This is a genomic window from Kitasatospora sp. NPDC004240 (assembly GCF_053603215.1).
In genome coordinates this window covers 1-11,739 of the sequence record NZ_JBSGFD010000239.1, presented here as the reverse complement: position 1 = coordinate 11,739, position 11,739 = coordinate 1, and the positions used below count along the sequence as shown (strand labels likewise).

The following is an 11,739-nucleotide window of genomic DNA, read 5'->3' as shown; positions in this document are numbered from 1 at the left end:
CGCGCCGCGCCGCCGGGCACGGGCGTGCCGCCCGCCGGGGTGTTGCCGCCGCCCACCCGGGTGCCCCGGGCCGGCGTCGGCTGGCCCTTGGCGTACGTGGTGGGCTGCGAGAAGCCGCCCGAGCCCGGCGTCGGGGCGCTCGGCGGCGGGGGCGGCGTCGACTGGCCGCCGTAGGTCGCGCCGCCGCCCTGGCCCGCCGCGCCGACCGGTGGCATCAGCGAGGTGGACGCGGCCTGGGGCTCGGCCGGCGGCTGCGGCACGCCGTACGGCACGCCGCCCTGTGCCGCGCCCGGACGGCCGCCGGCCGCGCCTCCCGCAGCACCCGTGGCTCCACTCACCTGGTCCTCCCGCACTTCCCACCAGGGCGGAACCGCCCTGCGTCGTCGTTCGTCACTGTCTTCCGCGGCGGTCGGCCCCCGGCGGATTCGCCCGGAGCCGGTCGCCGGCCGGGACCGCCGCGCCACCGGGGCACGACGGTACCGGCCTCGACAGTACCGATCAGGCCTCGGCGCTCTCGGCGCCCGCCGTCTCCGTACCCTCGCCCACCTCGGAGGACTCGGTGCCTGCCACCTCGTCCTCCGCCGTCTCGTCGTCCTCGGCCTCCGCGTTGCGGGCCATGCCCACCACGGCGTCGCGCTTTCCGAGGTTGATCAGTTGGACGCCCATGGTGTCACGTCCGGTTTCACGAACCTCGGAAACCCTGGTGCGGATCACACCCCCCGAGAGGGTGATCGCCATGATCTCGTCGGTCGCGTCGACCACCAGGGCCCCCACCAGCGAGCCGCGGCCCTCGACGATCTTCGCCGCCTTGGTGCCGTAGCCGCCGCGGCCCTGGACACGGTACTCGTCCACGCCGGTCCGCTTGGCGTAACCGCCGTCGGTCGCGGTGAAGACGAAGGTCCCGGGCCGGACCACGTTCATCGAGAGCAGCTCGTCGTCCTCGCGGAACGACATGCCCTTCACGCCCGAGGTGGCGCGGCTCATCGGCCGCAGCGCCTCGTCGGTGGCGGTGAAGCGGATCGACTGGGCCTTCCTGGAGACCAGCAGCAGGTCGTCCTCGGAGGAGACCAGCTCTGCGCCGATCAGCTCGTCGTCCCGGCCCTCCTCGTCCTGGCGCAGGTTGATCGCGATCAGGCCGCCGGAGCGCGGGGAGTCGTAGTCCTTGAGCGGGGACTTCTTCACCAGGCCCGCCCGGGTCGCCAGCACGAGGTACGGCTTGTCCTCGTACGTGCGCACCGCCATCACCTGGGTGATGTGCTCCTCCGGCTGGAAGGCCAGCAGGTTGGCCACGTGCTGGCCGCGGGCGTCGCGCCCGGCGTCCGGCAGCTCGTAGCCCTTGGCGCGGTAGACCCGGCCCTTGTTGGTGAAGAAGAGGATCCAGTTGTGGGTCGTCGTCACGAAGAAGTGGTCGACGAGGTCGTCCTGCTTCAGCTGCGCGCCGCGCACGCCCTTGCCGCCGCGCTTCTGCGAGCGGTACAGGTCGGAGCGGGTGCGCTTGACGTAGCCGCCGCGGGTGATGGTGACGACGATGTCCTCCTCGGCGATGAGGTCCTCGATGGAGAGGTCGCCGTCGGAGGGGATGAGGGTCGAGCGCCGCTCGTCGCCGTACTTCTCGACGATCGCGGTGAGCTCGTCGGAGATGATCTCCCGCTGGCGGGCGGGCGAGCCCAGGATGACGTTGTACTCGTCGATCCGGCGCTGCAGCTCGTCGTGCTCGTCGGTGATCCGCTGACGCTCCAGGGCGGCCAGCCGGCGCAGCTGCATCTCCAGGATCGCGTTGGCCTGGAGCTCGTCGATGGAGAGCAGGCCCATCAGGCCCGTGCGGGCGGCCTCGGCGCTCTCCGAGGCGCGGATGAGCGCGATGACGTCGTCGATCACGTCCAGAGCGCGCAGCAGGGCGCGCAGGATGTGCGCGCGCTCCTCGGCCTTGCGCAGCCGGAAGGTCGTGCGCCGGACGATGACGTCGACCTGGTGGTTGACCCAGTGCCGGATGAAGGCGTCCAGCGAGAGCGTGCGCGGCACGCCGTCGACCAGGGCCAGCATGTTGGCGCCGAAGTTGGTCTGCAGGTCGGTGTGCTTGTAGAGGTTGTTCAGCACGACCTTGGCGACGGCGTCGCGCTTGAGCACGATCACCAGGCGCTGGCCGGTGCGCGAGGAGGACTCGTCGCGCACGTCCGCGATGCCGGCGACCTTGCCGTCCTTGACCAGGTCGGCGATCTTCAGCGCGAGGTTGTCCGGGTTCACCTGGTACGGCAGCTCGGTGATCACCAGGCACTGGCGGCCCTGGATCTCCTCGACCTCGACCACCGCGCGCATGGTGATCGAGCCGCGCCCGGTGCGGTACGCCTCCTCGATGCCGCGGCGGCCGACGATCAGCGCCCCGGTCGGGAAGTCCGGGCCCTTGATCCGCTCGATCAGGGCCTCCAGCAGCTCCTCGTTGGAGGCGTCCGGGTGCTCCAGCGCCCAGAGCGCGCCGGAGGCGACCTCGCGGAGGTTGTGCGGCGGGATGTTGGTGGCCATGCCGACCGCGATGCCGGTGGCACCGTTGATCAGCAGGTTGGGGATGCGCGCGGGCAGGACGGTGGGCTCCTGCGAGCGGCCGTCGTAGTTGGCGGCGAAGTCGACGGTCTCCTCGTCGATGTCGCGCATCATCTCCATGGCCAGCGGCATCATCTTGCACTCGGTGTAGCGCATGGCCGCGGCCGGGTCGTTACCCGGGGAGCCGAAGTTGCCGTTGCCGTCCACCAGCGGCATCCGCAGCGACCACGGCTGGGCCAGGCGGACCACGGTGTCGTAGATCGAGGTGTCACCGTGCGGGTGGTAGTTGCCCATGACGTCGCCGACGACGCGGGCGCACTTGTAGTAGCCCTTCTCGGGGCGGTAGCCGCCGTCGTACATCGCGTACAGCACGCGGCGGTGCACCGGCTTGAGGCCGTCGCGGACCTCGGGCAGCGCGCGGCTGACGATCACGCTCATGGCGTAGTCGAGGTACGAGCGCTGCATCTCGGTCTCGAGCTCGATCGGCTCGATCCGCAGGGTGGTGCCCCCGTCGGTGGCCCCGGGGGTCTCGGGCTGCTCGGCGTCGGGACGGTTGTCGTCGACCACTGGTGGTCAGTTTCCTTTCACGCGGACTGGTACGTGCGGGGCCTGCGGGCAGGCGTCACACGTCCAGGAAGCGGACGTCCTTGGCGTTGCGCTGGATGAAGGAGCGGCGGGCCTCGACGTCCTCGCCCATCAGGACGGAGAACAGGTCGTCGGCGCGGGCGGCGTCCTCCAGGGTGACCTGGAGCAGCAGGCGGTGGGCCTGGTCCATGGTGGTGACCCGGAGCTCCTCGGCGTTCATCTCGCCGAGACCCTTGAACCGCTGGATGGCGTCGTCCTTCGGCAGCCGGCGCCCCGCGGCCACGCCCGCCGCGATCACGGCGTCGCGCTCGCGGTCGGAGTAGACGTACTCGAAGTCGTCCTTGCCCCACTTGATCTTGTACAGCGGCGGCATCGCCAGGTACACGTACCCGGCCTCGACCAGCGGCCGCATGAAGCGGAACAGCAGGGTGAGCAGCAGGGTGCGGATGTGCTGCCCGTCGACGTCGGCGTCCGCCATCAGGACGATCTTGTGATAGCGGAGCTTGGACTCGTCGTAGTCCTCCTGGATGCCGCAGCCGAAGGCCGAGATCAGCGCCTGGACCTCGGTGTTCTGCAGCACCTTGTCGATCCGGGCCTTCTCGACGTTCAGGATCTTGCCGCGGATCGGCAGGATGGCCTGGATGCGCGGGTCGCGGCCCTGCTTGGCGGAGCCGCCGGCGGAGTCACCCTCGACGATGAAGATCTCGCACTCGGACGGGTCCTTGGACTGGCAGTCGCTCAGCTTGCCCGGCAGCGAGGCGGATTCCAGCAGGCCCTTGCGGCGCGTCAGGTCGCGCGCCTTGCGGGCGGCGACGCGCGCGGTGGCGGCCTGGATGGACTTGCGGATGATGTCCGCGGCCTCGTTGGGGTTGCGGTCCAGCCAGTCGTTGAGGTGCTCGTGGACGACCTTCTGCACGAAGGTCTTGGCCTCGGTGTTGCCGAGCTTGTCCTTGGTCTGGCCCTCGAACTGCGGCTCGCCGAGCTTGACCGAGATGATCGCGGTCAGGCCCTCGCGGATGTCCTCGCCGGAGAGGTTGTCGTCCTTCTCGCGCAGCAGCTTCTTGTCCCGCGCGTAGCGGTTCACCAGGCCGGTCAGCGCGGCGCGGAAGCCCTCCTCGTGGGTACCGCCGCCGTGCGTGTGGATGGTGTTGGCGAAGGAGTAGACCCCCTCGGTGTACGAGGCGTTCCACTGCATGGCGATCTCCACCGAGATCGCCTTGTCCTTGTCCTCGGCCTCGAAGTCGATCACCGAGGGGTGGACGACCTCGCCCTTGCGGGAGTTGAGGTGCGCGACGAAGTCGGCGATGCCGCCGTCGTACTTGTACGTGACGGAGAGCGGCCCGCCCTCCTCGTCCGCGTGCTCGGGGCGCTCGTCGGACAGGGCGATGGTCAGGCCCTTGTTGAGGAACGCCATCTCCTGGAAGCGCCGGGAGAGCGTCTCGAAGGAGTAGACCGTGGTCTCGAAGATGTCCGGGTCGGCCCAGAAGGTGACCGTGGTGCCGGTGCGCTCGGTGGCCTCGTGCCGGACCAGCGGCGCGGTCGGGGCGCCCGCCTTGTACTCCTGCGTCCAGCGGTGGCCGTCGGTGTGGATCTCCACCGCGAGGCGGGTGGAGAGCGCGTTGACCACCGAGACGCCGACGCCGTGCAGACCGCCGGAGACGGCGTACCCGCCGTTGCCGAACTTGCCGCCCGCGTGCAGCACCGTCAGGACGACCTCGACGGCCGGCTTGCCCTGGCCCGGCATGATGCCGACCGGGATGCCGCGGCCGTTGTCGACCACGCGCACGCCGCCGTCGGCCAGGATCGTCACGTCGATCCGGTCGGCGTGCCCGGCCATCGCCTCGTCGACGGAGTTGTCCACGATCTCCTGCACCAGGTGGTGCAGACCGCGCTCACCGGTCGAACCGATGTACATGCCGGGGCGCTTGCGGACGGCGTCGAGGCCCTCCAGCACCTGGATGGCGCTCGCGTCGTACGACTTCTCGGACTGGTCGGTCAGGTCTGTGTTCTGGCTGGGGTTGCCGGAATCGGCCACGAAGCGCCCTCTCTGGCACAGCGCGGGCCGCATCCCCGCCCCGTGTGGGCAGGCGTGCGACCACGGCGTTTCGACTCGGTTGCCACTAGCAACAGTGTTTGGCTTCCAGTCTACCGGTACGACTGACAGAGATGGGCGTTTGGCAGCCCCTGAGGGCAGATATACCGCCCTGAATCCCCTCTGCACATGTCCCGATACTCGCCCCGGGGGCCCAGGGCGCCTGGAAGGGCCGTCAGCGGTTCCGGAAGATCTGCATCCGCCGACCCGGCGGCCGGCCCGGCTCACCCCCAGGTGTCGCCCGGCCCCTTGCTCCCGGGGGCCCGGAGCCGGCCGTAGCCGCGGGAGGGCGCGGTCGGACCCAGCACCTTGATCACCGCAACCGTGCCGTGGCCCAGCTCGTGGTTCAGTCTCGCCACCAACTGGCGTGCCAGCCAGCGCAGTTGGGTCGCCCAGGCGGTGGAGTCGCACTGCACGGTGAGCACCGCGGTGGTGTCGTCGTAGGACTTGGGCTCGCAGTGCGCCGCGATGTCGGGGCCGACGATCTGGGCCCAGCGGCCCATCACCCCGCCGACCGCGGCGGAGGACTCCCAGCCGCGCTCGGTCAACAGCCGGTTCAGCGCGGCCCCCAGCGGCACCGGGTCCCGGCCGTCCGAACGGGCGCCGCTGCGCAGACCGTGCCGCTTCGCCTCGCGCTTCTCGCGGACCTGCTCACCGCGGGCCCGGGCCTGTGCCCGGGCGGCCCGCAGCGCCGAGCGCGCCAGGTCGGCGCCGGTCGGCTCGGCGGGAGGGGAGGACACGGGGGAGGACGTGGAGGAGGGGGACGGCACCGCCGGCTCGCTCACGGCGATCTCCTTTCCCCAGGCTGTGGACAACCGTGAGCCGTCCAGCGTACGGGAGGCCACGGACACGGGTTCCCGGGCCCGCCCCCGCACCCCCTGCCGGACGGCCCCTCGACCGGGCACCGCCCGTACGGTCGGCGCTCCCCCGGGATCAGCCGTCGACCCGCTGCACCGAGCCGCCGGAGACCGTGAACCGGGCGCCGGACAGCGCCTTCGGCACGTCCTCGGCGACCGCCGCGGTGACCAGCACCTGCTCGCCCCCGGCGACCAGCTCGGCCAGCCGGTCCCGGCGGGCCGCGTCCAGCTCGGCGAAGACGTCGTCCAGGATCAGCACCGGCTCACCGCCGCCCGGCCGTCCCCCGCCCGCGACGGAGGGCCCGAGATCGTCGCGCAGCAGTTCGTACGAGGCCAGCCGCAGGGCCAGCGCGAACGACCAGGACTCGCCGTGGCTCGCGTACCCCTTGGCGGGCAGCTCGCCGAGCCGCAGCACCAGCTCGTCGCGGTGCGGGCCGACCAGGGTGAGGCCGCGCTCGACCTCCTGCTTGCGCACCGCCCGCAGCGCGTCCAGCAGCTGCTCCTCGGCCTGCTCGCGGCTGCCCGGCAGCTCGCCCTCGAAGGAACTGCGGTACTCCAGCACGGTCCGCCCGCCGCCCGGGGCCAGCTGCTCGTAGGCGGCGGCGACCAGCGGCCGGAGGGCGTTGACCAGCTGGATGCGGAAGGCGGTGAGCTCGGCGCCGGCGCGGGCCAGGTGGCCGTCCCAGACCTCCAGGGTGGACAGGTCGGCGCCCTTGCCCCCGCCGGACCTGCGGGCCATCGCGGCGGTCTTCAGCAGGGCGTTGCGCTGTTTGAGGACCCGCTCGTAGTCCTGCCGGACCCCGGCCAGCCGGGGGGCGCGGGCGGTCAGCAGCTCGTCCAGGAAGCGCCGGCGCTCGCCCGGGTCGCCCTTGACCAGGGTGAGGTCCTCGGGGGCGAACAGCACCGTGCGCAGCAGGCCCAGCACATCGCGCGGACGGACGTTGTCGGAGCGGTTGATCCGGGCCCGGTTGGCCTTGCCCGGGGTGATCTCCAGTTCGACCAGGGTGGTGCGGGAGCCCTCCACCACCGAGGCACGGACCACGGCCCGCTCGGCGCCGAGCCGGATCAGCGGGGCGTCGGTGGCCACCCGGTGGCTGCCCAGGGTGGCCACGTAGCCGATCGCCTCGACCAGGTTGGTCTTGCCCTGGCCGTTCGGGCCGACGAAGGCCGTCACGCCCGGGTCGAGGGGCACCTCGACCCGGGCGTAGGAACGGAAGTCGGCGAGCGACAGGTGCGCGACGTGCATGGCTGTGGACTGCGCCCGCCTTCTTGTGGATACCGGCCCGGCCTGTGGAAACCCGCCGGGCTCGTGGAAACCCGCCCGACCTGTGGATACCGGCCCGGCCTGTGGATACCGGCCCGGCTCGTGGGTGCCTGCCGGGACTACTTCGACTCGACCGCGTGGCCGCCGAACTGGTTGCGCAGCGCGGCGATCATCTTCATCTGCGGCGAGTCCTCCTGGCGGGAGGCGAAGCGCGCGAAGAGCGAGGCGGTGATGGCCGGCAGCGGCACGGCGTGGTCGATGGCGGCCTCGACGGTCCAGCGGCCCTCGCCGGAGTCGGCGGCCCAGCCGCGCAGCTTGGCCAGGTGCTCGTCCTCGTCCAGCGCGCGGACGGCGAGGTCCAGCAGCCAGGAGCGGATGACGGTGCCCTCCTGCCAGCTGCGGAAGACCTCGCGCACGTCGGTGACCTCGGGGGCGGCCTCCAGCAGCTCCCAGCCCTCGGCGAAGGCCTGCATCATCGCGTACTCGATGCCGTTGTGGACCATCTTGGCGAAGTGGCCGGCGCCGACCGCGCCCGCGTGCACCGCGCCGAAGTCGCCGGCCGGCTTGAGGGCGTCGAAGACCGGCTGGACCCGCGCCACGTGCTCGGCGTCGCCGCCGTACATCAGGGCGTAGCCGTTCTCCAGGCCCCAGACGCCGCCCGAGACGCCGCAGTCGACGAAGCCGATGCCCTTGGCGGCCAGCGCCTCGGCGTGCTTGACGTCGTCGGTCCAGCGCGAGTTGCCGCCGTCGACCACCACGTCGCCGGGCGAGAGCAGCTCGGCGAGCTCGTCCACGGTCGCCTGGGTGGCGGCGCCGGCCGGGACCATCACCCAGACCACGCGCGGGCCCTGGAGCTTGGTGACGAGCTCCTGCAGGCTCTCGACGTCGGAGATGTCAGGGTTGCGGTCGTAGCCGATGACGGTGTGGCCGGCGCGGCGGATCCGCTCGCGCATGTTGCCGCCCATCTTGCCGAGACCGATGAGGCCGAGCTCCATGACCAAAGTCCTTACCTGTGGTGACGTGCCTGCCGGCGGCGCCCTTGCCGCACAGCCCTGAGCCTACGCGCTGAAGCGCGAGGGCCTCCCCCGGTCGGGCCGACCGGGGGAGGCCTTCCACAGGCTGTGCACGACCCGTGGGTGACGGCGCGGGCGCCGGCCGGGTCAGCCGGAGAGGCGGACCGGCATGATCAGGTACTGGTAGGCCTCGTCCGCCTCGGCGTCCACCGCGGCCTTGCCGCTCAGCAGGGCCGGCTTGGTCGGCGTGGTGAAGCTCAGCTGGGCGTAGGGGGAGTCGATGGCCTTGAGGCCCTCCTCCAGGTAGCCCGGGTTGAAGGCGATCGAGATGTCGTCGCCCTCCAGGTCCGCGTCGATCCGCTCGGTGGCCTGGGCGTCGTCGCCCGAGCCGGCCTCCAGGGTCAGCACGCCCTGCTCGAAGTTCAGCCGGACCGGGGTGTTGCGCTCGGCGACCAGCGAGACGCGCTTGAGCGCCTCCAGGAAGGGCTGGGTCTGGATCGCCGCGATCGCGCTGAACTCGGTCGGGAACAGGCTGCGGAACTTGGGGAACTCGCCCTCCAGCAGCCGGGTGGTGGTGCGGCGGCCGGCGCCCTCGAAGCCGATCAGGCCCTCGCCCGCGCCGCCCGAGGAGAGCGCGATGGAGACGTTGTCGCCGCTGCCCAGGGACTTGGCGATGTCCTGCAGGGTCTTGGCGGGCACCAGGGCGACCGCGGAGATGTCCGGCTGCTCGGGCTTCCACAGCAGCTCGCGGACGGCGAAGCGGTACCGGTCGGTGGCGGCCAGGGTGATCCGGTCGCCCTCGATCTCGACGCGCACACCGGTGAGCACCGGCAGGGTGTCGTCCCGGCCGGCGGCCACGGCGGCCTGGCTGACCGCGGAGGCGAACACGTCGCCGGAGACGGTGCCGGTCGCGGTCGGCATCACCGGCAGGGCCGGGTACTCGTCCACCGGAAGGGTCGGCAGGGTGAAGCGGGAGCTGCCGCAGACCACGCTGACCCGCTGGCCGTCGGTGGAGATCTCCACCGGCCTGTTGGGAAGGTTGCGCGAGATGTCGTTCAGCAGCCGGCCGGAGACCAGCACGGTGCCGGCCTCCTCGACGTCCGCCTCCAGCTCGACCCGGGCCGACACCTCGTAGTCGAAGCCGGACAGCGCCAGGCTGCCCTCCTGCGCGGTCAGCAGCAGGCCGGCCAGCACCGGCACCGGCGGCCGTGCCGGGAGGCTGCGGGCAGCCCAGGCCACCGCCTCCGCGAGGACGTCACGCTCCACCCGGAACTTCACCGGTAACCGCCTCCTGGATCGAGCGCTCCCGCTCGCAAGTCTCTGGTTCGTCTGGTCTTGATCGTCGGTCCGCCTGTCCGCCGAGCTCCGCCGCTCCGCTTCCAGTCGCCGAGGACAGTCTGACGTACTCCACCGACAGACGGGGCAGACGGGCGGAAGCGAGCCGAACGGATGTCGGGTTCGCGTTGTCCACAGATTTGCCCCCCACCCGCTTTCAAACGAGTCCATCGCTCTATACGTGTAGTGGTAGTAGTAGGGCCTGTGGAAACCGTGGATAACCCTGTTTTCGCAGGTCAAGCTCGGTTTTTTGTCCACAGGACCTGTGGACCCCGGCTGTGGACGGACACGGCTCCCTGTGGACGGCGGAGCGTTACCCACAGCGCACCCAGCGTATCCACAGGTTATCCCCAGGGCTGTCCCCAGATCCGGGCCCGGTTATCCACGGGCGCCGGTCAACATTACGTGACGGCTTTCACACCTGGGTATGAACATGCGGGCAAAGTTGTCGAACTGTGGACGAGGCTGTGGAGAACCTGGGGATAACCCCTGCTTCCCTGGGGACAAGTGGTGGATAACCCGAAGGGCGCCCTGATGGCCCGCCAACTGTCCACAGCCTGTGGATAACCGTTGTGCACAAGTCCACAGGCACCTGACCTGCGCCGAAGAGCGTAGCGGTGGGCCGCCTGTGGAGGAATTCTGGATAACTCCCCGCCCCCAGGCCTGTGGACGGCCGGGAGGGGCCCCGACCTGTGGATTCCGGCCCCGCGCGCCGGTCCAGTTCGAATCACTGGTCAGATGTTCGGCTCGGGCCGCGGACTGTCGGAGCGTCCGGCGCGGCCATCCCTGCCCACGGAACGCGCGGCGCACACCTGTGGACGTGCCGTCGGACGCGCGGAAAGGGTGCCGGACGCGCGGAAGGGGCGCCGGGATCGCTCCCGACGCCCCTTCCGGAGGGCTGTGCACGGCCGTGGCGGCTAGCTCTTGATGCGGTTGGTGAGTTCGGTGACCTGGTTGTAGATCGAGCGCCGCTCGGCCATCAGGGAGCGGATCTTGCGGTCCGCGTGCATCACCGTGGTGTGGTCGCGGCCGCCGAACTGGGCGCCGATCTTCGGCAGCGACAGGTCGGTCAGCTCGCGGCAGAGGTACATCGCGATCTGGCGCGCCGTCACCAGCACCCGGCTGCGCGAGGATCCGCAGAGGTCGTCCACGCCCAGGCCGAAGTACGCCGCGGTCTGCTGCATGATGAGCTGCGCGGTGATCTCCGGGCCGGCGTCCTCGTCACCGCCCGGGATCAGGTCCTTCAGGACGATCCCGGCCAGCTCCAGGTCCACCGGCGCCCGGTTGAGGTTGGCGAAGGCGGTGACCCGGATGAGGGCGCCCTCCAGCTCCCGGATGTTGCGGGTGATCCGGGACGCGATGAACTCCAACACGTCGGCCGGGGCGTTGAGTTGCTCCTGGATCGCCTTCTTGCGCAGGATCGCGATCCGGGTCTCCAGCTCCGGCGGGGTGACGTCGGTGATCAGACCCCACTCGAAGCGGTTGCGCAGCCGGTCCTCCAGCGTGGTCAGCAGCCTGGGCGGCCGGTCCGAGGAGAGGACGATCTGCTTGTTGGCGTTGTGCAGGGTGTTGAAGGTGTGGAAGAACTCCTCCTGCGTGGATTCCTTGCTGGCCAGGAACTGCACGTCGTCGACCAGCAGGATGTCCATGTCCCGGTAGCGCTTGCGGAAGGTGTCCGCCTTGCCGTCCCGGATCGAGTTGATGAACTCGTTGGTGAACTCCTCCGAGGACACGTAGCGCACCCGGGTGCCCGGGAAGAGGCTGCGCGAGTAGTGCCCGATGGCGTGCAGCAGGTGGGTCTTGCCCAGCCCGGACTCGCCGTAGATGAAGAGCGGGTTGTACGCCTTGGCCGGGGCCTCGGCGACCGCCACCGCCGCCGCGTGCGCGAAGCGGTTGCTCGCGCCGATGACGAAGGTGTCGAAGAGGTACTTGGGGTTCAGCCGGGCGGCGGGCTCGTCCTTGCGGGAGCCGCCGGCCGGGGGAGCGCCGGGAGGCGCGGGCACGCCGGGCACCGCCGGGCGGTCGGTGGGCTTCTCGGCGCCCCGCCCGCCGGCC

Annotated in this window: 7 protein-coding genes and 1 pseudogene; all 8 read right to left on the bottom strand. The window is 71.1% G+C overall.

Going from position 1 to position 11,739, the window contains the following annotated elements; all coding sequences use genetic code 11:
• Window positions 1-338: pseudogene (locus ACWEQL_RS37060) on the bottom strand (hypothetical protein); the annotation flags it as partial.
• A gap of 160 nt (window positions 339-498) precedes the next feature.
• A complete protein-coding gene (gene gyrA / locus ACWEQL_RS37055; RefSeq protein ID WP_452155072.1) occupies window positions 499-3,105 on the bottom strand; it encodes a DNA gyrase subunit A in 2,607 nt (868 codons plus the stop codon).
• Between the two features lie 55 nt (window positions 3,106-3,160).
• On the bottom strand, window positions 3,161-5,191 hold the full coding sequence (gene gyrB / locus ACWEQL_RS37050) for a DNA topoisomerase (ATP-hydrolyzing) subunit B (RefSeq protein ID WP_452155070.1): 2,031 nt from the start codon (window positions 5,189-5,191) through the stop codon (window positions 3,161-3,163).
• 248 nt (window positions 5,192-5,439) lie between these two features.
• The gene (locus ACWEQL_RS37045) at window positions 5,440-5,955 is read right to left on the bottom strand and encodes a DUF721 domain-containing protein (RefSeq protein WP_452155074.1); all 516 of its coding nucleotides are present in this window, start codon (window positions 5,953-5,955) and stop codon (window positions 5,440-5,442) included.
• A gap of 193 nt (window positions 5,956-6,148) precedes the next feature.
• Window positions 6,149-7,318 (bottom strand): DNA replication/repair protein RecF, encoded by a 1,170-nt coding sequence (gene recF / locus ACWEQL_RS37040; protein ID WP_452155068.1) that lies wholly within the window; start codon window positions 7,316-7,318, stop codon window positions 6,149-6,151.
• A 137-nt stretch (window positions 7,319-7,455) separates the two neighbouring features.
• Window positions 7,456-8,331, bottom strand: coding sequence for a phosphogluconate dehydrogenase (NAD(+)-dependent, decarboxylating) (gnd, locus tag ACWEQL_RS37035; protein ID WP_452155066.1), 876 nt, complete (start codon window positions 8,329-8,331; stop codon window positions 7,456-7,458).
• A 165-nt stretch (window positions 8,332-8,496) separates the two neighbouring features.
• On the bottom strand, window positions 8,497-9,627 hold the full coding sequence (gene dnaN, locus ACWEQL_RS37030; protein WP_452155064.1) for a DNA polymerase III subunit beta: 1,131 nt from the start codon (window positions 9,625-9,627) through the stop codon (window positions 8,497-8,499).
• Window positions 9,628-10,601: 974 nt separating this feature from the next.
• Window positions 10,602-11,739 (bottom strand): chromosomal replication initiator protein DnaA (dnaA, locus tag ACWEQL_RS37025; protein WP_452155062.1); only part of this gene is annotated, 1,138 nt, incomplete at its 5' end.

Excerpts from the sequence above, each read along its gene's own strand:
- gyrB (WP_452155070.1), bottom strand. The coding sequence starts at position 5,191 with ATGCGGCCCGCGCTGTGCCAGAGAGGGCGCTTCGTGGCCGATTCCGGC.
- recF (WP_452155068.1), bottom strand. The coding sequence starts at position 7,318 with ATGCACGTCGCGCACCTGTCGCTCGCCGACTTCCGTTCCTACGCCCGG.
- gnd (WP_452155066.1), bottom strand. The coding sequence starts at position 8,331 with ATGGAGCTCGGCCTCATCGGTCTCGGCAAGATGGGCGGCAACATGCGC.